Raw genomic sequence first — 24,894 nt, 5'->3', positions numbered from 1 at the left:
CTCAGCGAGCCGCTGCCGGAGCCTCTTCCCCTGCGTCGCGGGGGGAGCCGTCCGGTTCGGCTGCGGATGCGCGCTGCGACTCGCGCTGCCGTGGAATTCGCTCACCCGCGGAAGTCTGGCATCCGTCACTGACAATCGGGGAACCAGCGCCCGACGGGACCGCCGGGGTACGGGGGTTGAACCGGGCCCGCAGCAGATCCGCACCGCGCAGCACGCGCGGCGCGAGCAGCAGACCCACGCCCATCACGGCCACGCCCGCGACCGCGTCCAGGGAGTAGTGGTTGGCGGTGCCCATGACGACGATCGCGGTCACCAGCGGGTAGACGACGCCGAGGACCTTGGTGAGACGGGAGCCGCCGTAGCGCCACAGCATGACCCCGCACCACAGCGCCCAGCCCACGTGCAGGCTCGGCATCGCCGCGTACTGGTTGGTCATGCCGCCCATGCCGCGCGGCGCGCTGGCCTCGCCGCCCCACCAGCCGTACGAGCTGTACTGGGCCATCGTGTCGACGAAGCCGTGGCCGTCGGCGAGCAGCCGGGGCGGGCAGGTGGGCAGCAGGGTGAAGCCGATCAGGCCTATGAACGTCGACGTCATCAGCCAGGTGCGGGCCGCCCGGTAGTGCTCGGCGCGGGTCCGGAACAGCCAGACGAGGATGACGGGCGTGACCAGGTAGTGCAGCGAGGCGTACCAGAAGTCGGCCGGTACGCCGAGCCACGCCTCGTGCGTGAACAGCCGGTTGAGCGGGTGCTCGGCGTTGAGGTACAGGGCCTTCTCGATGCGCAGGATCGCCAGGCCATGGTCGACGGCGGAGGAGACGTCACCCCGCGCGAGGAGCCGGCCGGCCGTGTAGCAGCCGTAGACCAGCAGGATCAGGGGCAGCTCGGTCCACCACCGCAGCCGGGTTCGGGGGGCCGCCTCGGTGCCCCGTGTCTCGGTCTGCGGCATCCGATGCCCTCCCCCTTCTGCTGCGTGGCGCCCTGCGGGCGACCGTGTCACTTTACGCGGTCCGTATCCCGGCCATGCGGGCGCTTCAGCTCTCAAAGACGCCGAGATCTCCCGGCGGGTTGCCCCTGTCCGGGGTGAGCGATGATGGAGGGACCCCTCCCTCCTTCCGGAAAGGTCTCCCATGGCACCGCGCATCCTGCTGGCCCGGCACGGACAGACGGAATGGTCGCTGTCCGGCAAGCACACCGGCAGGACCGACGTACCGCTCCTGGAGGAGGGCCGGCGCGGGGCCAAGCTGCTCGGCGAACGGCTGCATCGCGCTCCGCTGGACGGGCTGCCGGGTGTCGAGGTGCGGACCAGTCCGCTGGCACGCGCGCGTGAGACGTGCGAGCTGGCCGGGTTCGGTGAGCGGGCCGAGTGCTGGGACACGCTCATGGAGTGGGACTACGGCGCGTACGAGGGCATGACGCCCGCCGAGATCCAGGCCGTGCGGCCGGGGTGGCTGATCTGGCGGGACGGTGTTCCCGAGGGGGAGAGCATCGCCGAGGTCACCGCGCGCGCGGACGAGGTCGTGGCGTGGGCCCGGTCGGCCGACCGTGACGTGCTGGTCTTCGCCCACGGGCACATCCTGCGGTCCATCGGCGCGCGGTGGCTCGGGCTGCCGCTGGACTTCGCCGCACGTATACGCCTGAACCCGACATCACTGTCGGTACTGGGCTGGGCATACGGGGAGCCGGCGATCGAGAGCTGGAACGACTTGGGGCACTTGGCGGGGTAACTGGTTGCCCGGTGCTGGTGCTGGGCGGGGGTGGGTTTCGCTCACCGGCGCTGGCAGGGTGCCGCTGCGCCCACCCGTGCCGCCCAGCGGCACGACTGCCCGCAGCTGAGGCGCCATGCGAGTAAGGCGACAGCAACTCCCTAGGGGCGCGGGGCTGTATCGATATGCGGCTCCGCCGCGTGGGCGCGACCAGCCCCCACTCACCCGCACCCGGCGAACAACCCGCAGACCAACGGCGTTACCCCCGCCCAACCCGCGGCAACGACGCATGACGCTCAAGGAAGTCCGACACCCCCGACGCCCGCCGGTGAGGCAACAGCACGCGCGCCGTCCCCGCCAGCATCGTCTGGATGCGGGACGACTGGACCTGGTCCAACAGATCGAGCACGCACATCGCTGCCTGCGCCGCCTCGTCGGGACGCCCCCCGCGCGCCAGGTCATCGGCCAGTTCGGCGGTGTACAGGGCGATGTTGCGGGTGAAGTGGGGATCCTGGAGACCCGCCGCGCGCCGGGCGTGCCGGGACGCGCGCTGCCAGTCGCCCAGCGTCGACCAGCACTGCGCCTCCAGCCCCTCCAGCTCGGCCTCTCCGTAGAAGCTCATCCACTCGGGGTCGGCGTCCGAGTGGCCCCGCTCGAAGAGGGCCTGGGCCCGGGCCAGTGCCTGTTCGCAGCCGGCGCGGTCGGCGAGCCCCGCCCAGCCGCCCGCCTCGCGCAGGGCGAGCAGGGACATCAGACGGGCGGAGCCCAGGGGGCGGGCGGCGCGCTGGGCCGCCTGCGCGGCGCGCACCGCCTCGCGGGGGCGGCCGGCGTCGCGGGCCAGGAACGCCGTGTTGCAGAAGGCGTGGGCCTCCAGAGCGGCGTCGCCGGTCATCCGGGCGGTCGCGAGCGCCTCCGCGTAGTGCGAGCGGGCGTCGTCGAAGCGCCCGGAGTCGTGGGCCAGCCAGCCCACGGAGATGGCGAGTTCACCGGCGCCCGAGTGCAGCCGCTCGGCGGTCGTCTGGCGGGTCGCGCCGGCGTCCAGGAGTGCGTAGGCGGCGCGCAGCGGCGCCGCAGCGCGCCGGTACAGGCCGTCCGCGCCGTGCCGGTCGTCGAGCAACCGGATGCGGCGGACGGCTTCCTCCAGGGCGGCCGCCTCGGGGGTTCCGGCGCGGCGCAGCGGCCGGACCGCCGCCTCGACGTCGGTGGTGAGCCCCAACGGGCCCAGGGTGGCGGCGGCGACCGTGGCGCCTCCGCCGGTCATGAATGCGCGACGCAGCACGTCGCTCTCCTCGTGGTCCAGGTGGTCGTTCTCGTACGGCTCGTGCGGGTCGTACGGGTCCTGCGGGTCGTACCGGTCCGTCGTGTCATACGGCTCGCGGGCCCCCCGCGTCTCAGCGGGACCGAACGCCGGGAGCGCGTCCCCGGGCGTACGCGCCGCGCGTCCGCGGACGGCGGAGCGCGGCGCGAAGCCGAGGTCGGTGAGCGTGCGACCGGGGAACATGTGCAGGAACACCCGTTCGTAGGCGTAGTTCGGGCAGCGGATCTCACCCGCCTCGACCCTGCCGACGTAACGCGCGTCACAGCTCACCCGCTCGCCGATCTCGCGGGCGGCCCGCCGCACCAGTGCCGCGAACTCGGCCGGTGAGCGCCGGCCGCGCAGCTGCCGGAAGGCGAGGTTCGGCCGGGGTGGCCGTTCGGGCTGTGACGAGGTCTCGGTTGACGACGCCATGGCCGGGTCCTCTCGTGCGAACCGTCGAACCATGCCGGATCCGGGGTGGATTCGGGCTGAGTTGTCCCTGTGACACCCTGGTCCCGGCGAGCAAGAACGTACCTGCTGTGTCGGACCCGCAACGCTGTGTTTGGCTACAAACCGGATATCTCATCCACGATCTGCCATGAACTGCCATCCTTTGCGGCGCACTTGTGCCGTAGCCGTTGACGCGCTCGCGCGTTGGACTCCGTGGACTGCAAGAGGGCACCGTGGTGGAGGCCGGCATGGAGACCAGCCAGAGCAACGAACCTTGTATGTCGGATACGCCGGTTGCGGCGCCGTCGGTGACGGCGGGCGACGCGGCATGCGACCTCGTGACGGTGCCGGCCCGGCAGGGGCTGGAGGCCGTCGACATCCTGCGCCGGGGGGCCGGGGAGGCGGTGGGACCCGTCCTGCACGACGACGGATGCGACACCCTCGGCTTCCTGGTGCCGGCGGGCACCGCCGCCTGCTGGGACGTACCGGGCAGCACATGTACCGAGACGAACGGGCAGGGGCTGCGGCTCGCCCCGCAGCCGCCGGTCGAGGGCTCGGACTGGCTGCTGCCGCCCGGCGCAGCCGACCTCGCGACCGATCCGGTGGTGCTGCGCCGGGCCCTCGGGGAGGCGGCCCGGATGATCAAGGCGGCCGACAGCTGCCGGTGAAGCGGGCAGCCGCCGCAGCTGCGAAAATGGACCGATGGGCAGGTCCAGGAACAACCGGCGCAGGTCGGCCGCCGTCGAGGCCGTGGTGGAAACGGTCGACGGCGGGCTCGCGCAGCTCATACCCGACCCGGACCGCGCCCGCGCCTGGACGCTGCTGATCGACGGTGCGCCCCAGTCGCACGTCGACCTGGACGACCCGGCGTTCCTCTCCTTCGAGTACCAGCGCCGCCTCGGCCACGTCATCGACCTCGTCGCCCCGCCCGGCAAGCCGGTGCAGGCGGTGCACCTCGGCGGCGGCGCCCTCACCCTCGCGCGGTACGTCGCCGCCACCCGGCCCCGCTCCACCCAGCAGGTGGTCGAGCGGGACGCGGCCCTCGTCCAACTGGTCCGGCGCGAGCTGCCGTTGGATCCGAACGCCCGGATCCGGGTCAGGTCGGCCGATGCCCGCGAGGGTCTTGCCAAGGTGCCGGACGGCTGGGCCGACCTGGTCGTCGCCGATGTCTTCAGCGGCGCCCGGACCCCCGCCCACCTCACCTCCACCGAGTTCCTGGACGAGGTCCGCCGGGCCCTGAAGCCCTCCGGGGTCTACGCCGCCAACCTCGCCGACGGCCCGCCGCTCGCACATCTGCGCGGCCAGATCGCCACGGCCGCCGCCCGCTTCCCGGAACTCGCCCTGATCGCGGACCCGGCCGTGCTGCGCGGCAAGCGCTTCGGCAACGCCATCCTGGCCGCCTCCGACCTCCCGCTCCCGCTCCCCGAACTCACCCGCCGCGCCGCCTCCGACCCGCACCCGGCCCGCGTCGAACACGGCAGGCAGCTCCTCGACTTCACCGGCGGCGCCACCCCCGTGACGGACGCGGCGGCGGTGGCCTCCCCGGCCCCGCCGCCCTCGGTGTTCCGCTAGCCGCTCAGAAGTCCAGCCCTCGGGACAGCAGCGGCAGATGGCGTTCGTACAGCCCCGCCAGGTCCTCCTTGCCGTCGCCCTCCACCCAGTGCCGTACCAGCGTGGTGAAGACCGCGATGATCGCGGCGGCCGCGCACCTGATCTCCAGATCCGAGGCGTCGCGCCCGGTGCGTTCGGCGATGACCTCGGCGATGACCCGCTCGCTGCGCTCCTGTTCGGCGATGGAACGGGCGCGGATGGCCGGGTCGGTGAAGGAGATGCGGGTGCGCAGCAGGAGGTCCTCGCGGTCCTGCTGGAGCAGCTCGCCCATGGGGCCCTTCAGGGAGTTGAGGACCGCGTCGACGATGGGCTCGTCGGCGGGGCGGTCCCTGAGGGCCTGCGCGAGGGCGGGGTCGTACTCGTCCTGGAGGACCACGTCCTCCTTGGTGGGGAAGTACCGGAAGAACGTGCTGGGCGAGACCTCCGCCGCCTCCGCGATCTGGTCGACCGTGGTGTTCTCGTACCCGTGCTCGGCGAAGAGGCGGTAGGCCTCGCGGCGGATGCGGTCACGGGTCTGCCGCTTCTTGCGTTCGCGCAGGCCGAGGGGTGCGGCGGGGGTCTCGTGCGTCGTCATGCGACCGATTCTGCGTGCTGGGTGGCGGACCGGGCCACCGTACGGGAGCAGCGGGCCCGCTCGGGCAGGAAGACGGCGGCCAGGACCGCGCCGAGGACGGCGATCGCCCCGCAGACTGCCAGGACGAGGGTCATGCCGTGCAGGAAGGAGGCGTGCGCGGCGGTGGCGAGGCCGGTGTCGTGCAGCCGGGCAGCCACCGCGTCGGCACCGGAGACCGAGTCCCGGGCCGCGTCCGCCGCCGGGGCGGGCAGCCGCCCGGTGTGCAGCCGGGCCAGGTAGCCGTAGCTGAGCAGACTGCCGAGGCCCGCGACGCCGAGGACCGAGCCGAGCTGCTGGACGGTCTCCAGGAGGCTGGTGCCCGTGCCGGTGTTGTCCTGCGGGAGCGCGGCCATGACGAGGCTGGTGGCGGGGACGACCGCGAGCCCGAAGCCGAGGCCGGTCAGGGCGAGCCACAGCGCGGTGAAGCCGTAGCCGTCGCCGAGGCCGGTCGTCGCGCCGAGGAACGCGCCGGCGCCGAGGACCAGCAGACCCACGGGTACGACCGTACGGGCGCCGAGCCGCGGGACCAGCGGCTCGCTCGCGGCGGCGGCCGCCATCAGGCCGCCGATCAGGGGCAGGACGCGCAGGCCCGTCCCGAAGGCGTCGTTGCCGAGGACGGACTGCAGGTACTGCGGTACGACGAACAGGATGCCCATCACCGCGAAGTTGACGAAGACGGCGATCAGCGTGCCCCACAGGAAACGGCGGTCGGCGAACAGCTTCAGGTCGACCAGCGGGTGCGGGTGCCGGCGCTCGCGGACGACGAACCCGGTCAGCAGGGCGGCGGCGCCGATCAGCGAGGCCAGCACGGCCGGGCCGGTCCAGCCGTCCTCGGGGATGAGGATGGTGCCGTAGACGAGGGCGGTGACGCCGAGGCCGCCGAGGACGGTGCCGAGGGTGTCGAAGGGTGCCTTGGCGGTGCGCTCGGCGTCACGGGGGAGCAGCCACAGGCCCGCGAGCACCGCGAGGGCGGCGACGGGCACGTTGAAGAGGAACACCGAGCCCCACCAGAAGTGGTCGAGCAGCCAGCCGCCGACGACGGGTCCGACCGGCATGCCGAGCGCGGTGGCCGCCGTCCAGACGGCGATCGCCCTGGGCAGCTCTTCCTTGGCGAAGACGCGGGGCAGGATCGCCATCGACAGCGGCATGATCGCGGCGGCGCCGAGGCCGAGGACGGCCCGGGCGGCGACGACTGCCGCCGGTGAATGGGCCAGGGTGCCGGCGAGCGAGGCGAGTCCGAACAGCGAGATGCCGGACAGTAGCAGCCTCTTGTGTCCGAGACGGTCGCCGAGCAGGCCGACCGGGAGCATCGCGACGGACAGCGTGAGCAGGTAGCCGCCGCCGATCCACTGCAACTGGGCGCTGTCGGCGTGCAGTTCGTTCGCGATGGTCGGCAGGGCGACGTTGATGACCGTGCCGTCGAGCCCGACGATCAGCACGCTCAGGGTGAGGGCCGCGAGGGCGAGCCAGCGGCGAGGGGACTGGTGCAGGGACATGGGACCTCCCATTCGGGGCAACCTAATGAGAGGCTACCGCCAAATGAGAGTCGACTGTCAATATCTAGTTGTCTTTCACTTTCGGGTCGTCAGTACGTGCCCACCTCCACATGCGGCGGCCCGTCGTGCCAGGTGCAGAACACCGACACCCGGTCCGCGCCGCTGCTGAACTCCACCCGGATCCACGTCTGCGTCTTCCACACCTGCATCGACCAGCCGGTGCCCGGAGTCGCCGAGACGAGGGTCGCGCTCGACCTGCCCAGATCGAAGACCGCCCGGCCGCCGTCGGTGTCGTAGGCCTTGACCTGGCCGGAGGCGGTGGCGGACGGAGTCGGGGGCGGGGTGGTGCCGCCGGACGGCGTCCGGGAGGGGGACGGTGACTGGGGTGATCTGCTCTTCGACGGGGACGGCCGGGTGCTCGGCGGATCCAGCGGCTTCGAATGCTGCGTGGTCGTGTCCGCCGCCGTGATCGGCAGGGCGCGCGGCGGGTCGTACGCCGTCCCCGCCATCACCGTGTGCACGCCCCACCACGACAGCGTGACCGCCGCTCCCGTAGCGAGCAGCCACGCCAGTACGTGTACGAGTCCTCTGCGCATCGCGAGCCATACTGCCTCAGGGGTACGGCCGTGCGCACTTGCCTCGAGTTATCCACAGGCTCCGACCGGCATGGGCCGTATGGCGTACGGTGCGGCGCATGGCAAGTGTGCTCGTGGTCGAGGACGACCAGTTCGTACGCTCGGCGCTCATCCGGCATCTGACCGACGCCTCGCACACCGTGCGCAGCGTCGGTACGGCACTGGAGGCGCTGCGCGAGGTCGCCCATCTCCGCTTCGACGTGGTCATCCTGGACCTCGGACTGCCCGACCTGGACGGCTCCGAGGCCCTGAAGATGCTGCGCGGCATCACCGACGTGCCCGTCATCATCGCCACCGCGCGGGACGACGAGGCGGAAATCGTCCGGCTGCTCAACGCCGGGGCGGACGACTACCTGACCAAACCGTTCTCGGTCGAGCACCTGTCCGCGCGGATCGCGGCCGTGCTGCGCCGGGCCCGCTCCGGGGGCGGGGAGGCCCCGCCCTCGCCCGTCATCCGGGTCGGCGGGCTGACCGTCGACCCGCTGCGCCGCCAGGCCGAACTGGACGGTGTCCGGCTCGACCTGACCCGCCGTGAGTTCGACCTGCTCGCCTTTCTCGCCGGCCGCCCCGGTGTCGTCGTGGCGCGCAAGGAACTCCTCGCCGAGGTCTGGCAGCAGTCCTACGGCGACGACCAGACCATCGACGTCCATCTGTCCTGGCTGCGCCGGAAGCTGGGGGAGACGGCCGCCCGCCCGCGCTATCTGCACACCCTGCGGGGCGTCGGCGTGAAGCTGGAGCCGCCCGTGCTCGCCGACGGGGAAGGGGAGCCGCCGCGATGAGATGGGCCCTGGTCAAGGTGTGCCTGGCGGTCACCACGATGGTCGTGGTCGCCTTCGCCGTGCCGCTCGGTCTCGTCGTCAAGGAGATGGCCCGCGACCGCGCGTTCTCCAACGCCGAGCGCGAGGCCGCCGCGGTCGCCCCCGCCCTGTCCATCACCACCGACCGGGACAAGCTGGAGCGGGTGGTGGCCTCCGCCGGCGCCGACTCCGGGATGGCCGTGCACCTGCCCGCCGCCGACGGCCGGGCCGCGCTCGACCTCGGCCGGCAGCGTGCCGCCCACCGGGACATCGAGGCCGTACGGAAGCTGGGCCGCGCCTCCACCACCTCGGTCACCGGCGGCTCCACGCTGCTGCAGCCGGTCGCGCTCAGCTCCGGCACCGCGGTCGTCGAGGTGTACGTCCCCGAGTCCGAGGTGAGCAACGGCGTCGGCACGGCCTGGGCGGTGCTCGCCGGCGTCGGCCTCGCGCTGATCGTCGGCTCGGTCGCGGTCGCCGACCGGCTCGGGGTGCGCATGGTGCGGCCCGCGCAGCGACTGGTCGAGGGGGCGCACGAACTGGGCGAGGGCAAGCTGGGCGCCCGGGTGCCCGAGGAGGGACCGAACGAACTGAGGCTCGCGGCCGTCGCGTTCAACTCCATGGCCGATCAGGTCGTCCAACTCCTGGCGAACGAGCGCGAGCTGGCGGCCGACCTCTCGCACCGGCTGCGCACCCCGCTGACCGTGCTCCGGCTGAACGCAGCCTCCCTCGGCGGCGGTCCGGCCGCCGAGCAGACCCGGACCGCCGTCGCCCAGCTGGAGCGGGAGGTCGACACCATCATCCGTACGGCCCGGGAGGCCAAGCCGCAGACCGCGGCGGCCGGGCCCGGTGCCGGGTGCGACGCGGCCGAAGTGGTTCGCGAGCGCATGGAGTTCTGGTCCGCGCTCGCCGAGGACGAGGGCCGCAAGTGGCGGGTGGCCGGAGTGGAGCGGCCGGTGCGCATACCCGTGGCCCGCGCCGACCTGGCGGCCGCGCTGGACGCCCTGCTCGGCAACGTCTTCCGGCACACCGCCGAGGGCACCGCCTTCGCGGTCGACGTGCACAACGGCGAGGACGCGGTCATCGTGCTGGTCTCCGACGCGGGCCCCGGCATACCCGACCCCGAGGCGGCGATGGCCCGCGGCCGCGGCTCCGGCAGCGCGGGCTCGACCGGCCTCGGCCTCGACATCGTGCGCCGGCTCGCGGAGGCCACCGGCGGCGACGTCCGCATCGGCTCCTCGGTGCTGGGCGGCACCGAGGTGCGGATCTGGTTCCAGCTGGACGGGCGGGGGCCGGGGGGCGGAGGGCGCCGAGGAGCGGTCCGGAGGCGCCGGCCGCGCAAATTGGTCTCTACCTTTAACCGTCCCCGATCCCTTCCTTAAGCGCACCATAAGATCCCCAACCACCGCCCGTATCAAGCCGTTTGTCCGATTGCCGCTCGCTAGCGTGCTGCCTCACCCCACCCCCGTGAACACCGAAGGCAGGCACGCGCATGAGCACGCACCGGCGCAGGATCAGTGGCAGGAACAAGGCGATCGGCGGCCTGGTGGCAGCGGCCGTGGTCGGTGGCGGCGCGGTCCTGCTGACCGGCACGGCGAACGCGGCCGGCGTGAACGCCGCGTACACCAGGACCAGCGACTGGTCGACGGGCTACACCGCGCAGTACGTCGTCACCAACAACAGCGGGCAGGCGGAGAAGACCTGGACGCTGGAGTTCGACCTCCCCGCGGGCGCGAAGCTCAGCTCGCTGTGGAACGCCGAGTCGAGCGTGAGCGGTCGGCACGTCACCGTGAAGCCGGCCAAGTGGGACACCGAGGGCCTCGCGCCCGGCAAGTCGGTCACCGTCGGCTTCGTCGTCAACGGCGCCGGGGATCCGACCGGTTGCCTCATCGACAACGCGAGCTGTTCCGCGGACGGCGGTGCGACCCCCGAGCCGAGTGGCCGTCCGACGCAGAGCCAGTCGGCGACCCCGACCCCGACCCCCACCAAGAGCGCGACCCCGACCCAGAGCGCCACCCCCACCCACAGCGCGACGCCCACGCCGACCGGCAGCACCGGCAGCGGCACCACCGCCTCCGCCGGCTTCGCGCCCTACGTCGACACCTCCCTCTACCCGGCCTTCGACCTGCTCGCCGCGGCCGACGCGACCGGTGTGAAGAACTTCAACCTCGCCTTCATCACCGACGGCGGCGGCTGCACCCCCAAGTGGGGCGGCGTCACGGACGTCACCAGCGACGGCGTGGCCGCGCAGATCGGCTCCCTGCGCGCCAAGGGCGGTGACGTCCGGGTCTCCTTCGGCGGCGCCTCCGGCTCCGAGCTGGCCACCACCTGCTCCTCCGCGGACGCGCTGGCCGCGGCCTACGGCAAGGTCGTCGACGCGTTCAAGCTGACCAAGGTCGACTTCGACGTCGAGGGCGGCGCGCTGCCCAACACGGCCGCCAACACCCGCCGCGCCCAGGCCATAGCCAAGCTCCAGGCCCAGCACCCGGGCCTGGACGTCTCCTACACCCTTCCGGTGCTGCCGCAGGGCCTCACCCAGGACGGCGTGAACCTCCTGTCAGACGCCAAGTCCAACGGTGTGAAGATCGGCACCGTCAACATCATGGCGATGGACTACGGCCCCTCGTTCAGCGGCGACATGGGCGACCTGGCCGAACAGGCGGCCACCGCCACCCAGGCGCAGGTCAAGAGCGTGCTCGGGCTGTCCGACTCCGCCGCCTGGAAGGCGGTCGCGGTCACCCCGATGATCGGCGTCAACGACGTCTCCTCCGAGGTCTTCAAGGTCGACGACGCCACCCAGCTGGTGAACTTCGCCAAGTCCAAGGGCCTCGGCGGGCTCTCCATGTGGTCCGCGGCCCGCGACAAGCAGTGCGACGGCGGCACCAAGCCCACCGCCGACGCCACGTGCAGCTCGATCACCCAGGACAAGTTCGCTTTCTCGAAGGCGTTCGGCGCCCTCAAGTGACACGCCAGGCAGCGCGAGTTCTGCACCAACTCGGCATGATCATGCCGATATAGTTCCGGCCCGGGTCGATCTTCGGCCCGGGCCGGCCGCCGTCCGCACAGCGACGCACGGCCCGTTCGACATGCCATCACCCGGGCCGCTGCTGCCCGGGCCGCACCACTTCGGGGGAACAATGCCGTCCATCCGCCATGCCCTGGTCGCCACCGTCCTGGGCTGCGCCGCGCTCACCCTGACCGCCTGCCAGCCCACCGACACCACCGCCGAGGCCGACGGCACCGCCAGCCCGTCGGCCTCCGCGAGCCCCTCCGCCAAGGGCGGCACCAAGGGGGACTGCCCGACCCTCGCCAAGGGCCACAAGTACGTCCTGGTCGAGAGCGTCTCCGGCGCCATGAACACCCTCACCACCAAGGACGCCGTGCAGCACTGCAGCTCCACCGAGGGCGCCTTCTACCAGGCGACCGGGAAGGAGCACGAGTACACCGTCGAGTCCGGCGACACCCCCATCACGGTCCTCCACGCGAAGAAGAGCGGCCCGGCGAAGACGACCGCCGCGGGCGGCGGCCTCCAGCACATCCGTGTCTGCGTCAACGGCACCGAGCAGGACACCGCCACCGCCAAGGCCGACACCAGCGACTGCTACGGCGAGAACTTCTTCGACGTGGCCGTGGGCAGCGACGGCAAGCTCACCGAGATGACCGAGCTGTTCGGCTCCTGACCTGCGAGGCGCGGCACCCCGGGGAGGGGGTGCCGCGCCACTTCCCGGCCGGCCCTAGTGGGCCTGCACCGCCGGCAGCGCCCCCGTCCGGGCCGCCTCGCCGTACCACCGTGCACTGGACTTCGGCGTCCGCACCAGCGTCGCGTAGTCCACGTACACCGCCCCGAACCGCTTCTCGTAGCCGTACGCCCACTCGAAGTTGTCCAGCAGGGACCACAGGTAGTAGCCGCGCACGTCCGCGCCGTCGGTGAGGGCGCGGCGGACCGCCGAGAGGTGGCCGTGCAGGTAGGCGATGCGCTCGGGGTCGTGCACCCGGCCGTCCGGGTCGGGCTTGTCGTCGTAGGCCGCCCCGTTCTCCGTCACGTACAGCGGCAGGCCCGGCGCCTCCCGCGTGTACCGCATGATCAGCTCGTGCAGGCCCGTCGGGTCGATCGTCCAGCCCATCTCGGTGCGCTCGCCCGGAGTCTGGTGGAACAGCACGTCGTCCGCGGCCGGCCAGGGGGAGTGGTCGCTGGCGCCGTGGCCGTCCGCCCGCGGGCCCCGGACCTTGTCGGGAGCCGCCGAGACCAGGGTCGGCGTGTAGTAGTTCAGGCCGAGCGCGTCCAGCGGCACGTTGATCGCGCTGACGTCGCCGTCGAGGACGTACGACCAGTCGGTCACCGAAGCCGTCGAGGACAACAGGGTCTCGGGGTAGGCCCCGTGCAGCATCGGGCCGTGGAAGATCCCGTTGGCCAGGTCGTCGATGCGACGGGCCGCCGCCAGGTCGGCCGGATCCTGCGAAAGGGGCCGTACCACCGAGGAGTTGAGGCTGATGGCGATCTGGTTGCGGGCCGGCATCACCGAGCGCAGGGCCGTCGCGCCCAGGCCGTGGGCCAGGTTGAGGTGGTGGGCCGCGCGCAGGGAGGCGGCCGGGTCGGTGCGGCCCGGGGCGTGCACGCCGGAGCCGTAGCCCAGGAAGGCGCTGCACCAGGGCTCGTTGAGGGTGATCCAGTGCTCCACCCGGTCACCCAGCGCCTCGCCGACCAGCTGCGCGTACTCGGCGAACCGGAACGCGGTGTCCCGCTCCGGCCAGCCGCCCGCGTCCTCCAGCTCCTGCGGCAGGTCCCAGTGGTAGAGCGTGAGCGCCGGCTTGATCCCGGCGGCCAGCAGCTCGTCCACCAGCCGGCGGTAGAAGTCCAGGCCCACCTGGACCGCCGGTCCCCGCCCGGTCGGCTGCACCCGGGACCAGGAGACGGAGAAGCGGTAGGCGTTCAGGCCCAGCTCCGCCATGAGCGCCACGTCCTCGCGGTAGCGGTGGAAGTGGTCGACGGCGATGTCACCGGTCTCGCCGCCGGCCGTCCGGCCCGGCGTATGGCTGAAGGTGTCCCAGATCGAGGGGGTGCGGCCGCCCTCCCGCACCGCCCCCTCGATCTGGTACGCGGAGGTCGCGGCGCCCCAGAGAAAGGCGGGAGGAAAGGTCACGGACGTAACGGGTTCAGGCATGGAAGCGCTCCCATTGAGGTCGTGAAAGACCGACGAGACGAGTGGGGTGGAGAGAGGGCGGAGAGGGAGGGGAGGGGAGAGAGGAGAGGGCGGAGAGAGGGGAGAGCAGAGGGAGGAAGGGGGCCGGGGCGGCGGTGGCCCGGCCCCCGCGGGAGGGCGGTCAGCCCTTGATCGCGCCCTGCATGATCCCGCCCACGATCTGCTTGCCGAACAGCAGGAAGGCGATCAGCAGCGGCAGCGTGCCGAGCAGCGCACCTGCCATGATCACCGCCTGGTCCGGGACATAGCCGGTGCCGAGCGAGTTCAGGGCCACCTGCACGGTGGGGTTCTGCTGGTTCAGGGCGATGATCGGCCACAGGAAGTCGTTCCACGCGAACACGAAGGTCAGCAGGCCGAGCACCGCCATCGCGGGCCGGGCCGCCGGGAACACCACGTGCCACACGATCCGCAGGCTGCTCGCCCCGTCCACCCGGGCCGCCTCGATCAGCTCCGACGGCAGCGCCTGCACCAGGTACTGCCGCATGAAGAACGTGCCGAAAGCGGTCACCAGGCTCGGCAGGACCACCGTCTGCAGCTGGTTCGACCAGCCGAAGTCCGCCATCCACAGGTACAGCGGTACGACGGCCAGCTGCGGCGGGATCATCATCGTGCCGATGGTCAGCAGCAACAGCAGGCCGGAGAAGCGGAACCGCAGCTTGGCGAAGGCGAAGCCGGCCAGCGTGGAGAACAGCACGGTGCTCACCGTGATCGTGCCCGCCACGATCACCGAGTTGAACATCGCGGTGCCGAGACCCGCCTGGTCCCAGGCGGCCTGCATGTTCTTGAACAGGTTGCCGCCGAACCACAGCGGCGGCGGAGTCTGGGCGAGCCGCCGGTCGGTGCGCGAGGCCGCGATGGCCGTCCACACCAGCGGGGCCAGCGAGACGAGGGCGAAGACGGTCAGGACGACGTACGTCACCGGGCCCGCGTGCAGCTGCTTGCCCGCGCCCATCACCCGGCGACGCTTCACCTTCGTCGCCTTCGCCGCGGGCAGCGTCAGTTCACTGGTGGTCATTGGGACTTCCTCAGCCGTCGGGTGAGCAGCAGATTGACCGCGGCGACGATCAGCAGGATCAGGAACATCGACCAGGCGATCGCGGACGCCTTGCCGAGGTTGCCGATGATCCAGCCCTGGTCGTACATGTACAGGCCGAGCGTCTGGTACTGGTGCTCGGAGCCGCCCTTGGAACCGCTGACCCCGCCGAACAGCAGGACCTCACCGAAGAGCTGGGTCGCGCCGATGGTGGAGACGACGATCGTGAACAGGATCGTCGGCCGCAGCTGCGGGATCGTCACATGCCGGAACTGCTGCCAGCGGTTGGCCCCGTCTATCGCCGCCGACTCGTACAGATCCGTCGGGATCGCCTGCATCGCCGCGAGGTAGATCAGCGCGTTGTAGCCGGTCCAGCGCCAGATCACGATCGTCGACACCGCGAACTGCGAACCCCAGTCGGACTCACGCCAGTTGACCGGATCCACCCCGAAGAAGTGCAGGATCCAGTTGACCATGCCGCCGTCCCACGAGTACAGCAGCGTGAACACCAGGGTCGCGGCCGCCACCGAGGTGGCGTACGGGGTCAGCATCACGACCCGCCACACGGTCGAGCCGCGCAGCTTGTAGTTCAGCAGATGGGCGAGGCCGAGCGCGGCCAGCAGCTGCGGGACCGTCGAGATCAGACCGATGGTGAACGTGTTCTCCAGGGCGTTCCAGAAGAACTCCGAGGAGAGCAGGTTCTTGTAGTTGTCCAGGCCCGCCCACGTCTGGTGGTCCAGCGCCGACAGCTGGACGTTGTGCAGCGAGTACCAGGCCGTGTAGAGCAGCGGGACCAGCGTGAAGGCCCCGAACAGGACGAAGAAGGGGGCGACGAACGCGTACGGCGACGCCTTCATGTCCCAGCGGTACAGCCGGCTGCGCCAGGAGTCGGTGCCCGCCGGCGTACCGCGACCGTGAGCGCCCCGGGCCGCGCCCGGCGTGCTGCCGGACGCGGCCTCGGCGCTCGACGCGGGGTGCGCGAGAGCCTGCTTGGAGCTGGTCACTGGCCGAGCACGTCCTTGATCTCCTTGGACGCGGCCTCCCAGCCCTGCGCGGGGGACTTGCCCTTCTGCTCGACCTGGAGGACGCCGACGTCGGTGATCGCGGTGTTGATCGGCTGGTCCTTGATGCCGAAGTACTGCGTCGGGATGGTCTTCGCCGAGTCGGAGAAGATCTGCGCGATCGGCGCGTTCGAGAAGTACGCCGTGGTGTCGGCGGCCGGCTTCAGGCTCGCGTACGCCGACGGGGTCGACGGGAAGCTCGCCTGCTTGGCGAAGACCTTGGCCTGCTGCTCGGGCGCGGTCAGCCACTTGGCCAGCTCGACGGCCTCCTTCTGGTGCTTGGTCGCCGTCGGCACGCCGAGGAAGGAGCCGCCCCAGTTGGCCGCGGTCGGCGCCGCCGCCACGTCCCACTTGCCCTTGCCCGAGTCACCGGACTTCTGCTCGATGTAGCCCATCATCCAGGCCGGGCAGGCGACGGTGGCGAAGGTGCCCTTCGCGTAGCCCTGGTCCCAGGTCGGGTCGAACTGCTTGAGCTTCGCCGACATGTTGCTGGTGGCCACGGCCATCGCGGCGTCCCAGGCGTCCTTCACGCCCGTGGACTTGTCCCAGATGACGCTGTCGTCCGCCTTGTTGTAGTAGCGCTCCTTGCCGCCGCCGAGGGCCGCGTTGTAGACGGAGGCGGCCGAGTCCACGAACTTGGTGCCCTGGGGCGCCTTCTTCATGTACTCCTTGCCGACGCCGACGTACTTGCTCCAGTCGCCCTTCCACTCCTCGGCGAGCTTGGTCCGGTCGGTCGGCAGCCCGGCCTTCCGGAACAGGTCCTTGCGGTAGCAGATGGCCATCGGGCCGATGTCGGTCCCGAGCCCGATCAGCTTGCCGTCCTTGGTGGTGGCCTGGGCGTTCTTCCAGTCCAGCCACTGCGACTTGTCGACGTCCTTGCCGAGGTCGACGAACTTGGCGCCCTGCGTCTGGGCGGCCTCGGTGATGTTGCCGACTTCGATGGCCTGGATGTCGTCGGTGCCGGAGCCGGCCTGGAGGCGGGTGAGCACCTTTGGCCAGTACACGTCGGTGCGGGTGGTGACGTTCTCCTTGATGTTGATGTCCGGGTGGAGCTTCATGTACTCGTCGTAGAGCCCGGCCTGCTTGTAGCCGAAGACGCCGAAGGTCCCGATGGTCAGCGTGATCTTGCCCTTGCCACTGCCGTTGCCGCCGTCCGCGTTCGACGAGCCGTCGTCCGAGTCGTTGGCGCAGCCGGCCAACAGCCCTGTGGTCAGCGCGGCGACGGCCACGAAGGCCCCCAGCCTGCGGGACCGGCGGATGCTCGTGCGCATTGCGTCCTCCTGTTGCCTGACGTGCCGACCCCCCGGCCAACTGCATGGTTGGGCCCGTTTTACTCGCTGCGGCTCGGGCGGGGAACGTGCGGGACGTGTATGTGTCAGGTACTGTGGGAGCGCTCCCACCAGTGATGTGTTGAAGAGTCGTCGGTTCGCGGCGGGGTGTCAAGGGACCGGACGCGGAGGGATGTGTTCAGTTATCCGAGCGTTAACTGGCTTTCCCCGGACGTCCGGTGCACGCTCACCGCTCTGGCCAGGACTGTTAGATTCCAGCCAGCCGGATGTTGTGCGAGGGAGGCGGATCCCATGGCAAGCCACGGAGCGCGGGGCCGGAGCGGTGGGCGGCCCACGCTCGAGGAGGTGGCCGCCCGGGCCGGGGTCGGGCGGGGCACGGTCTCGCGGGTGATCAACGGCTCGCCCCGGGTCAGTGAGGCGACCCGGGCGGCGGTCGAGGCGGCGGTCGCCGAACTCGGCTACGTCCCCAACACGGCCGCCCGCGCCCTCGCGGCCAACCGGACCGACGCCATCGCGCTGGTCGTCCCCGAGCCGGAGACCCGGTTCTTCGCGGAGCCGTACTTCTCGGACATGCTGCGCGGTGTCGGCAGCGAACTGTCCGAGACGGAGATGCAGCTGCTGCTGATCTTCGCGGGCAGTGACCGGGAGCGGCAGCGCCTTGCGCAGTATCTGGCGGCCCACCGGGTGGACGGGGTGCTGCTGGTCTCGGTGCACGCCGACGACCCGCTGCCCGACCTGCTCGCCCAGCTGGAGATCCCGGCGGTGATCAGCGGTCCGCGCTCGGCCGGGGAGACGCTCACCTCGGTGGACTCGGACAACTATGGCGGCGGCCGCTCGGCCGTGGAGCACCTGCTCTCCCGGGGCCGCCGCAGGATCGCCCACATCACCGGCCGCCTCGACGTCTACGGCGCCCAGCGCCGCGTCGACGGCTACCGCGACGCCCTGCGGGAGGCGGGCGTGGAGGTGGACGAACTCCTCGTCGAGCCGGGGGACTTCACCGAGGAGGGCGGCCGGCGGGCGATGGCCACGCTGCTGGAGCGCCACCCCGACCTGGACGCGGTCTTCGCCGGCTCCGACGTCATGGCGGCGGGCGCCCGCCAGGTGCTGCGCGAGGCGGGCCGCCGGATCCCGGACGACGTGGCACTGGTCGGTTACGACGACTCGGCCATCGCCCGCCACATGGACCCGCCGCTGACCAGCGTGCGCCAGCCCATCGAGGAGATGGGCCGCGCGATGATCGACCTGCTGCTCACGGAGATCGCCGACCGTCGCCCGGCCATGTCCCGGGGATTGGAGCGGCGGCATGCGGTGCTGCCGGCGGATCTGGTGGTGCGGGCGTCGTCGTGACGCCCGTCACGGTGCGGGACTGCCCCTGACCAGGGGCGGTGGACGCCGAAAACGAATCAGCCGGTGACCCGTCTTGCGACGGAGTCACCGGCTGATCACACAGGGTGAGTGACGGGACTCGAACCCGCGGCATCCTGGACCACAACCAGGTGCTCTACCAGCTGAGCTACACCCACCATGACCGGTCTTCGACTTGGTGGTTTCCCCGACCGGCCGAGAAGAAGTCTACAGGGTCCGAAGGGGTGCTCGCGCACAGGTTTTCGCGGGGGCCTTCGACGTGGCCCTACCGCGCGGGCAGGACGTGCTTGGCGGCGATCGCCTTGGCGGTGTCGGAGTCCGGTCCGGGCTGCGGGACGAACACGGCCTCGCGGTAGTAGCGCAGCTCGGCGATCGACTCGCGGATGTCGGCGAGGGCGCGGTGGTTGCCGTTCTTCTCCGGGCTGTTGAAGTACGCCCGCGGGTACCAGCGGCGGGCCAGCTCCTTGATGCTGGAGACGTCCACGATGCGGTAGTGGAGGTAGTCCTCCAGGGTCGGCATGTCCCGCAGCAGGAAGCCGCGGTCGGTGCCGACGGAGTTGCCGCACAGCGGGGCCTTGCCGGGCTCCTTCACCCACTGGCGTACATACGCCAGCACCTGTTCCTCGGCGTCGGCCAGCGTCGTGCCCCCGGCCAGCTCGTCGAGGAGGCCGGACGCGGTGTGCATCTGACGCACCACTTCCGGCATCGTCTCCAGCGCCGAGTCCGGCGGACGGATGACGATGTCCACCCCCTCGCCGAGTACGTTCAGCTCGGAGTCGGTGACGAGGGCGGCCACCTCGATGAGAGCGTCGTCGGACAGCGAGAGGCCGGTCATCTCGCAGTCGATCCACACCATGCGATCGTTCATGCGACCACCCTAAAGCTGACGTCCGCTTTTGGGATGCCCCGCGTCGATGCGGGACTCGCCCGGGGACCGCCGCCCCCGGGCGGGGACACGGCGAGACAGAGAAGACGAGACAGATAAGAGGGGGCGGGTGTGTGCCCGCCCCCTCTCCGTGTGCGCCTCGGTCAGTGGCCGGTGCGCGGCCCCGGCAGCAGGCTCACCGCGCCCGCGGTCTGGCGGCGGCTCTGCATCGGCACCGCGCTCTCCCGCTCCGGGTGCAGCACGGCGGGCGGGGCGCCCATCGGGCCGTGGCCGGGCAGGCCGACGGGCGCGCCCGTCGGGCCGGACGGGGTCATCGGCGGCTCGGTGTCACCGGGCCGCTCGCCCTGCGGCCGCCGGGCGCGGTAGGCGGCCCGGTAGGCGGCGGGGGACGAGCCGAGCTGGCGGCGGAAGTGCCCGCGCAGCGCGACCGGTGAGCGGAAGCCGCAGCGGCCCGCCACCTCGTCCACCGAGTAGTCCGACGTCTCCAGCAGCCGCTGCGCCTGCAGCACCCGCTGGGTGATCAGCCACTGCAGCGGTGCGCTGCCGGTGAGCGAGCGGAACCGGCGGTCGAACGTACGGCGGCTCATATAGGCGCGTGCCGCCAGTGTCTCCACGTCGAACTGCTCGTGGAGGTGTTCCAGCGCCCAGGCGACGACCTCGGCGAGCGGGTCGGCGCCGATCTCCTCTGGTAAAGACCTGTCGAGGTAGCGCTCCTGACCGCCGCTGCGGCGCGGCGGGACCACCAGCCGGCGGGCCAGCGCGCCGGCCGCCTCGTTGCCGTGGTCCGTCCGCACGATGTGCAGACACAGGTCGATCCCCGCGGCCGTACCGGCGGAGGTCAGTACGTCTCCGTCGTCGACGAACAGTTCGCGTGGATCCACGTGCACCGACGGATAGCGCTTGGCCAGCGTCGGTGCGTACATCCAGTGTGTGGTCGCCGGGCGGCCGTCCAGCAGTCCGGCCGCGGCCAGGACGAACGCCCCGGTACACAGCCCGACGATACGGGCACCCTCCTCATGCGCACGGCGCAGCGCGTCGAGCGCTTCCTCCGGCGGCGGTGAGGTGATCGAGCGCCAGGCCGGTACGACGACCGTCCCTGCGCGTGAGATCGCCTCGAGCCCATGCGGTGCGGTGAGTTCCAGGCCCCCTGTGGTCCGCAGTGGGCCTTCCTCGCCGGCGCTCACCAGCAGTCGGTAGCGCGGCACGCCGGCGTCCTGGCGGTCGATTCCGAACACCGACAGCGGAATGGAACTCTCGAAGATGGGGCCGCCGCTGAACAGCAGCACCGCGACGATCTCCTTGCGGCGTCGCCCGGAGAGTTTCCGGGCCGCGGCTTCCGGTGCGGCAGTGGAGTCGTGGCTCATCCTGCTAAGCCCCCCTCGGTGGTCGCGGCTCCTCGGTTGTGTCGCTCCTGCACGTTTCCCCTCGGTCCTGCACGAGTCCCCCGCCGTAAGACAGTCAAGATCGAATCTACTGGCTACCGCGGTCTCACGGTGGCCAGTTAGACACGCCGGACATTGTCGACATGACAACTTGGCGTGAAGCATTCGATCACGAAGGGTTGCACTCGTGGGCCGTGCAGGGAAGTGCGCCTTGTCGCAGTGGCCAAACCGCGTAGGGTGCGCGGGTCCGCTCAGACCCTTTCCGTGCAGGTGGAACGGGGGTTGGGGGGGAGGCGGGACCCCCTCAAGGGGGTATCCAGAAGTTGGCCGAAAAGAGGCGTTCAGAGGCGCAAAAACCGGTCAGTCGACCGGTGTCTTCTCCCTGGTGTGACGTCCGCCTCTTTGCGCGGCGCAACGCTCGGACCGTCGTAGCAGGACGCGGCAGGCGGCCGTGACGGCGGCGAGGCCGAAGGCGGTGCCGGCCGCGCCGGCGAGCGAGGTGCCGTACCAGACGAGGACCACGGGTACGAGGACACAGCTGAAGGCCGCCCAGCGGATCACGTCGCTCGTGGTGTCCGGGGCGGGGTGCGGGTCGGAGGTGGGGCGGGGTCCGGACATCACGTACTCCCTGTGGCGGTGACTCACCGGGTTCAACGCCTGTTCGATCGGTCGGTCACCGGCCGTCACTCCGGGAATCCTGTGCAAACCGCCTGTACGGGGCAGCAACCATTGCGTTACGGGCGCTGCTCGTGCATGCTCCGGGGAACCCCTACGGACACCGGGGGGCTGCTTACGGAGCGTGTGCGGGATCTGGGCAGAGGAGGCGTGCCGCCGTACCCTTGGGGGTATGGGGTTGGGAAGACGAATCCCGGACACAGCTCCGCCACCCGATGTCACCCCCCACCCACAAAGGATCACAACGCCGAGACAGCCATGGCCGGTCACGAATTCTTCGAACCCGCGGACCGCAAGCGGCCCGTCGCCGATCCCACGGCGGCCGAGCCCCTCGCGGCGGAAGAGACAAGCCCTTCCTGCGACCCCGCCTTCAAGCACGGTGTGGTCGTCGGCTTCGACGGCTCGACGTCCAGCGAGCGCGCCCTCGCCTACGCCATCGGCATGGCCCACCGCTCCGGCTCGGGCCTGATCATCGTCCATGTGGCCAACCGGCTGCCCACCACGGTGTGGGCCGGCTGCGAGCCGCCCGTCTTCGTCGACGTGCCGGACCACCGCACCGAGGTGCTCGGTCTGGAACTGGCCTGTGCGGACTATCTGGCCGAGGTGCCCTGGATCCTGGTCGAGCGCGGCGGCGACATCTGCCACGAGCTCGAAGAGGTGGGGCGGGAGTACGAGGCCGACGCGATCGTGGTCGGCTCGACGCACGGCATCGTGGGCCGGATCTTCGGCTCCGTGGCCGGCCGGCTCGCCAAGCGCGCGAAGCGGCCCGTCATCGTCATCCCCTGAGTCGTTCCCCGAGCTTTCGACACTCTGTCAACTCCCTTGGTGCAGCGCGAAACTACTCGTGCGTAGAGGTGTTTGTGCCCTTGTGAAGGGCATATACGGGACACCGCGCAACTGCACATGCATGAAGGGAGCCCGCAGTGGACAACGACGTCTCCGCGGGAAGCGGAAACACCACCGTGGTCGGCCGACTCGCCCTGGGTGTCACCCTGTTGGCGTTCGGGCTCGGTACCACCGGCGTGATCGACGGCGTGGGGGCATCCGACGCCGTGTCACTGGCTCATTACGTGGGCGGCGTCGCCCTCTTCCTCATCGGTCTCCTGGCCTTCCGTGCCGGTGACAGCGCCTCCGGCACCGGCTTCGTCGCCCTCGGCGCGCTCTGGTTCACCTGGGCCGTCGCGGGTCAGGCGTCGGCCAACGCGGCCGGCCTGTTCCTGCTGTTGTTCGCCCTCGTGGCGCTCACCCTGACCCTCGCGGGCGGGGACACCCTGGGCCAGGTCATGCACGGGCTGCTGTTCCTGGCGATGCTGGTGCTCGCCGTCGCGGCCTTCGCCGACAGCTCCTCCCTCGCGAAGGTCGGCGGCTGGGTGGCCGCGGTCTCCGGCGCGGTGGCGTGGTACGCGGCGACGGCGGCGCTGGCCCACTGGCCGACGGCGCTTCCGGGGCGTGCTGCGGGCCGGGGGGTGACGGCCGCCGGCTGAGTCGAGCAGCACGAACGGACCCCCCGCGTGAAGGTGGCACACGCGGGGGGTCCGTTCTGTCGAGGTCGACTACTCGACCGTCACCGACTTGGCGAGGTTTCGCGGCTTGTCGATGTCGCGGCCCAGGACCTTGGCCGTGTGGTACGACAGCAGCTGCAGCGGGATGCCCATGAGGATCGGGTCCAGCTCGTCCTCGTTCTTCGGGACGACGATCGTCTCGTCGGCCTTCTCCTGGCGCTGGTGGGCCACCGCGAGGATCTTGCCGCTGCGGGCCTTGATCTCCTCCAGGGCCGCGCGGTTCTTCTCCAGCAGGTCGTCGTCGGGGACGATCGCCACCGTGGGCAGGGCGGGCTCGATGAGGGCCAGCGGGCCGTGCTTCAGCTCGGAGGCGGGGTAGGCCTCGGCGTGGATGTAGGAGACCTCCTTGAGCTTCAGGGAGGCCTCGCGGGCCACCGGGTAGCCCCGGACACGGCCGATGAAGAGCATCGAGCGGGCGTCGGCGTACTGCTCCGCCAGCTTCCTGATCTCCTCCTCCTGCTCCAGGATCTCGGCGATCTGCCCCGGCAGCCTGCGCAGGCCCTCGATGATCCGCTTGCCGTCGCGGACCGAGAGGTCACGGGTGCGGCCGAGGTGCAGGGCGAGCAGGGCGAAGGCGACCGTGGTGTTGGTGAAGCACTTCGTGGAGACCACGCACACCTCGGGGCCGGCGTGCACATAGATGCCGCCGTCCGCCTCGCGGGCGATCGCGGAGCCGACCACGTTGACCACGCCGAGCACCCGGGCGCCCTTGCGCTTCAGCTCCTGGACGGCGGCGAGGACGTCGTACGTCTCACCGGACTGGGAGACCGCGACGTAGAGGGTGTCGGGGTCCACGACCGCGTTGCGGTAGCGGAACTCGGAGGCCGGCTCGGCGTCGGCGGGGATGCGGGCCAGCTCCTCGATCATCTGGGCGCCGATCATGCCCGCGTGGTACGAGGTGCCGCAGCCGAGGATCTTCACGCGGCGGATCTTGCGCGCCTCGCGGGCGTCCAGGTTCAGGCCGCCGAGGTGCACGGTGGAGAAGCGGTCGTCGATGCGGCCGCGCAGCACGCGGTCCACGGCGTCGGCCTGCTCGTGGATCTCCTTGTGCATGTACGTGTCGTGGCCGCCCATGTCGTAGGAGGCCGCCTCCCACTCCACGGTGGTCGGCTCGGCCGTCGTACGGGTGCCCTCGGTGGTGTAGGTGCGGAAGTCGTCGGCCTTGAGGGTGGCCATCTCGCCGTCGTCCAGCGTCACTATCTGCCGGGTGTGGGTGACCAGGGCGGCGATGTCCGATGCGACGAACATCTCCTTCTCGCCGATGCCGAGGACGACCGGGGAGCCGTTGCGGGCCACCACGATGCGGTCGGAGAAGTCGGCGTGCATCACCGCGATGCCGTAAGTGCCCTCGACGACCCGGAGGGCCTCGCGGACCTTGTCCTCCAGCTTCTCGGCCTGCGAGCGGGCGATCAGGTGGACGAGCACCTCGGTGTCGGTCTCGGAGAGGAACTCGACACCGTCCGCCTCCAGCTTGCGGCGCAGGTCGGCGGCGTTGTCGATGATGCCGTTGTGCACGACGGCGACCTTCTGGTCGGCCGACATGTGCGGGTGGGCGTTCACGTCGGAGGGGGCGCCGTGGGTGGCCCAGCGGGTGTGGGCGATACCGGTGGTGCCCTTGAAGCGCGCGGGGACCTTGGCCTCCAGGTCGCGCACCCGGCCCTTGGCCTTGACCATCTTCAGGCCGGCCGTCTTCGGGGAGGTGACGACGATGCCCGCGGAGTCGTAGCCGCGGTACTCCAGGCGCTGCAGGCCCTCCAGGAGCAGGGGCGCCACGTCACGCTTGCCGATGTATCCGACAATTCCGCACATATATAGGTATTCCTCAGTCCGTGGTTCCTGGC

General features: G+C 71.2%; 23 protein-coding genes and 1 tRNA gene. 10 read left to right on the top strand and 14 right to left on the bottom strand.

Annotated elements, in window-relative coordinates; genetic code table 11:
* Position 1 precedes the first annotated feature (1 nt).
* Positions 2-946 (bottom strand): phosphatase PAP2 family protein, encoded by a 945-nt coding sequence (locus ACFYZZ_RS14295; RefSeq protein WP_389175239.1) that lies wholly within the window; start codon positions 944-946, stop codon positions 2-4.
* A 181-nt stretch (positions 947-1,127) separates the two neighbouring features.
* Here ACFYZZ_RS14295 and ACFYZZ_RS14290 point away from each other — a divergent pair, with 181 nt between their 5' ends.
* The gene (locus tag ACFYZZ_RS14290; protein ID WP_389175236.1) at positions 1,128-1,724 is read left to right on the top strand and encodes a histidine phosphatase family protein; all 597 of its coding nucleotides are present in this window, start codon (positions 1,128-1,130) and stop codon (positions 1,722-1,724) included.
* A gap of 238 nt (positions 1,725-1,962) precedes the next feature.
* Here the strand turns inward: ACFYZZ_RS14290 and ACFYZZ_RS14285 are convergent, their stop codons facing one another.
* Positions 1,963-3,432: a hypothetical protein gene (locus tag ACFYZZ_RS14285; protein WP_389175233.1), complete on the bottom strand. Its 1,470-nt coding sequence runs from the start codon at positions 3,430-3,432 to the stop codon at positions 1,963-1,965.
* A 266-nt stretch (positions 3,433-3,698) separates the two neighbouring features.
* Here ACFYZZ_RS14285 and ACFYZZ_RS14280 point away from each other — a divergent pair, with 266 nt between their 5' ends.
* Positions 3,699-4,118: a hypothetical protein gene (locus ACFYZZ_RS14280; RefSeq protein ID WP_389175231.1), complete on the top strand. Its 420-nt coding sequence runs from the start codon at positions 3,699-3,701 to the stop codon at positions 4,116-4,118.
* Positions 4,119-4,152: 34 nt separating this feature from the next.
* A complete protein-coding gene (locus ACFYZZ_RS14275; RefSeq protein WP_389175228.1) occupies positions 4,153-5,022 on the top strand; it encodes a spermidine synthase in 870 nt (289 codons plus the stop codon).
* A gap of 4 nt (positions 5,023-5,026) precedes the next feature.
* Here ACFYZZ_RS14275 and ACFYZZ_RS14270 read toward each other — a convergent pair whose 3' ends face one another.
* The 3 genes from ACFYZZ_RS14270 to ACFYZZ_RS14260 form a co-directional block, all read right to left on the bottom strand.
* On the bottom strand, positions 5,027-5,635 hold the full coding sequence (locus tag ACFYZZ_RS14270) for a TetR family transcriptional regulator (RefSeq protein WP_389175225.1): 609 nt from the start codon (positions 5,633-5,635) through the stop codon (positions 5,027-5,029).
* A complete protein-coding gene (locus tag ACFYZZ_RS14265) occupies positions 5,632-7,170 on the bottom strand; it encodes an MFS transporter (protein ID WP_389175222.1) in 1,539 nt (512 codons plus the stop codon). Before ACFYZZ_RS14265 ends, ACFYZZ_RS14270 begins: the two co-directional genes overlap by 4 nt.
* Before the next feature lie 89 nt (positions 7,171-7,259).
* Positions 7,260-7,766, bottom strand: coding sequence for a hypothetical protein (locus tag ACFYZZ_RS14260; protein WP_389175219.1), 507 nt, complete (start codon positions 7,764-7,766; stop codon positions 7,260-7,262).
* 98 nt (positions 7,767-7,864) lie between these two features.
* Between ACFYZZ_RS14260 and ACFYZZ_RS14255 the strand changes: the two genes are divergently transcribed.
* The 4 genes from ACFYZZ_RS14255 (at position 7,865) to ACFYZZ_RS14240 (ending at position 12,279) form a co-directional block, all read left to right on the top strand.
* Positions 7,865-8,584, top strand: a complete 720-nt coding sequence (locus ACFYZZ_RS14255; protein ID WP_386580184.1) for a response regulator transcription factor — start codon at positions 7,865-7,867, stop codon at positions 8,582-8,584.
* Positions 8,581-9,981 (top strand): ATP-binding protein, encoded by a 1,401-nt coding sequence (locus tag ACFYZZ_RS14250; RefSeq protein WP_389175217.1) that lies wholly within the window; start codon positions 8,581-8,583, stop codon positions 9,979-9,981. Before ACFYZZ_RS14255 ends, ACFYZZ_RS14250 begins: the two co-directional genes overlap by 4 nt.
* Before the next feature lie 110 nt (positions 9,982-10,091).
* Positions 10,092-11,564 (top strand): cellulose binding domain-containing protein, encoded by a 1,473-nt coding sequence (locus tag ACFYZZ_RS14245; protein WP_389175214.1) that lies wholly within the window; start codon positions 10,092-10,094, stop codon positions 11,562-11,564.
* A 172-nt stretch (positions 11,565-11,736) separates the two neighbouring features.
* A complete protein-coding gene (locus tag ACFYZZ_RS14240) occupies positions 11,737-12,279 on the top strand; it encodes a hypothetical protein (protein ID WP_389175211.1) in 543 nt (180 codons plus the stop codon).
* 54 nt (positions 12,280-12,333) lie between these two features.
* Here the strand turns inward: ACFYZZ_RS14240 and ACFYZZ_RS14235 are convergent, their stop codons facing one another.
* The 4 genes from ACFYZZ_RS14235 to ACFYZZ_RS14220 all read right to left on the bottom strand — a co-directional run bounded on the left by ACFYZZ_RS14235 (position 12,334) and on the right by ACFYZZ_RS14220 (position 17,165).
* Positions 12,334-13,761 carry a GH1 family beta-glucosidase gene (locus ACFYZZ_RS14235; RefSeq protein ID WP_389175208.1) on the bottom strand — a complete coding sequence of 476 codons (1,428 nt, stop codon included), beginning with the start codon at positions 13,759-13,761 and terminating at the stop codon, positions 12,334-12,336.
* A gap of 160 nt (positions 13,762-13,921) precedes the next feature.
* Positions 13,922-14,815, bottom strand: a complete 894-nt coding sequence (locus ACFYZZ_RS14230; protein WP_389175205.1) for a carbohydrate ABC transporter permease — start codon at positions 14,813-14,815, stop codon at positions 13,922-13,924.
* Positions 14,812-15,837: a carbohydrate ABC transporter permease gene (locus tag ACFYZZ_RS14225; protein ID WP_389175202.1), complete on the bottom strand. Its 1,026-nt coding sequence runs from the start codon at positions 15,835-15,837 to the stop codon at positions 14,812-14,814. The genes ACFYZZ_RS14230 and ACFYZZ_RS14225 overlap by 4 nt, the downstream gene beginning before the upstream one ends.
* The gene (locus ACFYZZ_RS14220) at positions 15,834-17,165 is read right to left on the bottom strand and encodes an ABC transporter substrate-binding protein (protein ID WP_389175199.1); all 1,332 of its coding nucleotides are present in this window, start codon (positions 17,163-17,165) and stop codon (positions 15,834-15,836) included. The genes ACFYZZ_RS14225 and ACFYZZ_RS14220 overlap by 4 nt, the downstream gene beginning before the upstream one ends.
* 309 nt (positions 17,166-17,474) lie before the next feature.
* On the opposite strand from ACFYZZ_RS14220, the gene ACFYZZ_RS14215 reads away from it, so the two are divergent.
* Positions 17,475-18,530, top strand: a complete 1,056-nt coding sequence (locus ACFYZZ_RS14215; protein ID WP_389175197.1) for a LacI family DNA-binding transcriptional regulator — start codon at positions 17,475-17,477, stop codon at positions 18,528-18,530.
* A 103-nt stretch (positions 18,531-18,633) separates the two neighbouring features.
* On the opposite strand, the gene ACFYZZ_RS14210 is transcribed toward ACFYZZ_RS14215, so the two are convergent.
* The 4 genes from ACFYZZ_RS14210 to ACFYZZ_RS14195 form a co-directional block, all read right to left on the bottom strand.
* Positions 18,634-18,706, bottom strand: a tRNA-His gene (locus ACFYZZ_RS14210).
* 107 nt (positions 18,707-18,813) lie between these two features.
* Positions 18,814-19,416 carry an oligoribonuclease gene (orn, locus tag ACFYZZ_RS14205; RefSeq protein ID WP_386580173.1) on the bottom strand — a complete coding sequence of 201 codons (603 nt, stop codon included), beginning with the start codon at positions 19,414-19,416 and terminating at the stop codon, positions 18,814-18,816.
* 161 nt (positions 19,417-19,577) lie between these two features.
* On the bottom strand, positions 19,578-20,798 hold the full coding sequence (locus ACFYZZ_RS14200) for a helix-turn-helix domain-containing protein (protein ID WP_386580171.1): 1,221 nt from the start codon (positions 20,796-20,798) through the stop codon (positions 19,578-19,580).
* Positions 20,799-21,176: 378 nt separating this feature from the next.
* Positions 21,177-21,434: a hypothetical protein gene (locus ACFYZZ_RS14195; protein WP_389175193.1), complete on the bottom strand. Its 258-nt coding sequence runs from the start codon at positions 21,432-21,434 to the stop codon at positions 21,177-21,179.
* Between the two features lie 315 nt (positions 21,435-21,749).
* Here ACFYZZ_RS14195 and ACFYZZ_RS14190 point away from each other — a divergent pair, with 315 nt between their 5' ends.
* Together ACFYZZ_RS14190 and ACFYZZ_RS14185 are read left to right on the top strand one after the other, a co-directional pair.
* Positions 21,750-22,277, top strand: a complete 528-nt coding sequence (locus tag ACFYZZ_RS14190) for a universal stress protein (protein ID WP_389175190.1) — start codon at positions 21,750-21,752, stop codon at positions 22,275-22,277.
* Between the two features lie 137 nt (positions 22,278-22,414).
* Entirely contained in the window at positions 22,415-22,975 is a 561-nt protein-coding gene (locus ACFYZZ_RS14185) for a GPR1/FUN34/YaaH family transporter (protein WP_389175187.1), read from the top strand.
* A 69-nt stretch (positions 22,976-23,044) separates the two neighbouring features.
* On the opposite strand, the gene glmS is transcribed toward ACFYZZ_RS14185, so the two are convergent.
* Positions 23,045-24,862 carry a glutamine--fructose-6-phosphate transaminase (isomerizing) gene (gene glmS / locus ACFYZZ_RS14180; protein ID WP_386580167.1) on the bottom strand — a complete coding sequence of 606 codons (1,818 nt, stop codon included), beginning with the start codon at positions 24,860-24,862 and terminating at the stop codon, positions 23,045-23,047.
* Positions 24,863-24,894 lie beyond the last annotated feature (32 nt).

Source organism: Streptomyces sp. NPDC001816 (assembly GCF_042892235.1).
Lineage (GTDB): Bacteria > Actinomycetota > Actinomycetes > Streptomycetales > Streptomycetaceae > Streptomyces.
The sequence above is the reverse complement of the archived record's forward strand: the minus strand, read 5'-3'. Positions and strand labels throughout refer to the sequence as shown.

Coding starts and splice junctions, on each gene's coding strand:
- ACFYZZ_RS14285 (WP_389175233.1), bottom strand. CDS start 3,432: ATGGCGTCGTCAACCGAGACCTCGTCACAGCCCGAACGGCCACCCCGG.
- ACFYZZ_RS14200 (WP_386580171.1), bottom strand. CDS start 20,798: ATGAGCCACGACTCCACTGCCGCACCGGAAGCCGCGGCCCGGAAACTC.
- orn (WP_386580173.1), bottom strand. CDS start 19,416: ATGAACGATCGCATGGTGTGGATCGACTGCGAGATGACCGGCCTCTCG.
- ACFYZZ_RS14275 (WP_389175228.1), top strand. CDS start 4,153: ATGGGCAGGTCCAGGAACAACCGGCGCAGGTCGGCCGCCGTCGAGGCC.
- ACFYZZ_RS14220 (WP_389175199.1), bottom strand. CDS start 17,165: ATGCGCACGAGCATCCGCCGGTCCCGCAGGCTGGGGGCCTTCGTGGCC.
- ACFYZZ_RS14195 (WP_389175193.1), bottom strand. CDS start 21,434: ATGTCCGGACCCCGCCCCACCTCCGACCCGCACCCCGCCCCGGACACC.
- ACFYZZ_RS14255 (WP_386580184.1), top strand. CDS start 7,865: ATGGCAAGTGTGCTCGTGGTCGAGGACGACCAGTTCGTACGCTCGGCG.
- ACFYZZ_RS14290 (WP_389175236.1), top strand. CDS start 1,128: ATGGCACCGCGCATCCTGCTGGCCCGGCACGGACAGACGGAATGGTCG.
- ACFYZZ_RS14280 (WP_389175231.1), top strand. CDS start 3,699: ATGGAGACCAGCCAGAGCAACGAACCTTGTATGTCGGATACGCCGGTT.
- ACFYZZ_RS14235 (WP_389175208.1), bottom strand. CDS start 13,761: ATGCCTGAACCCGTTACGTCCGTGACCTTTCCTCCCGCCTTTCTCTGG.
- ACFYZZ_RS14230 (WP_389175205.1), bottom strand. CDS start 14,815: ATGACCACCAGTGAACTGACGCTGCCCGCGGCGAAGGCGACGAAGGTG.
- ACFYZZ_RS14215 (WP_389175197.1), top strand. CDS start 17,475: ATGGCAAGCCACGGAGCGCGGGGCCGGAGCGGTGGGCGGCCCACGCTC.
- ACFYZZ_RS14250 (WP_389175217.1), top strand. CDS start 8,581: ATGAGATGGGCCCTGGTCAAGGTGTGCCTGGCGGTCACCACGATGGTC.
- ACFYZZ_RS14270 (WP_389175225.1), bottom strand. CDS start 5,635: ATGACGACGCACGAGACCCCCGCCGCACCCCTCGGCCTGCGCGAACGC.
- ACFYZZ_RS14240 (WP_389175211.1), top strand. CDS start 11,737: ATGCCGTCCATCCGCCATGCCCTGGTCGCCACCGTCCTGGGCTGCGCC.
- ACFYZZ_RS14265 (WP_389175222.1), bottom strand. CDS start 7,170: ATGTCCCTGCACCAGTCCCCTCGCCGCTGGCTCGCCCTCGCGGCCCTC.
- ACFYZZ_RS14190 (WP_389175190.1), top strand. CDS start 21,750: ATGGCCGGTCACGAATTCTTCGAACCCGCGGACCGCAAGCGGCCCGTC.
- ACFYZZ_RS14295 (WP_389175239.1), bottom strand. CDS start 946: ATGCCGCAGACCGAGACACGGGGCACCGAGGCGGCCCCCCGAACCCGG.
- glmS (WP_386580167.1), bottom strand. CDS start 24,862: ATGTGCGGAATTGTCGGATACATCGGCAAGCGTGACGTGGCGCCCCTG.
- ACFYZZ_RS14245 (WP_389175214.1), top strand. CDS start 10,092: ATGAGCACGCACCGGCGCAGGATCAGTGGCAGGAACAAGGCGATCGGC.
- ACFYZZ_RS14260 (WP_389175219.1), bottom strand. CDS start 7,766: ATGCGCAGAGGACTCGTACACGTACTGGCGTGGCTGCTCGCTACGGGA.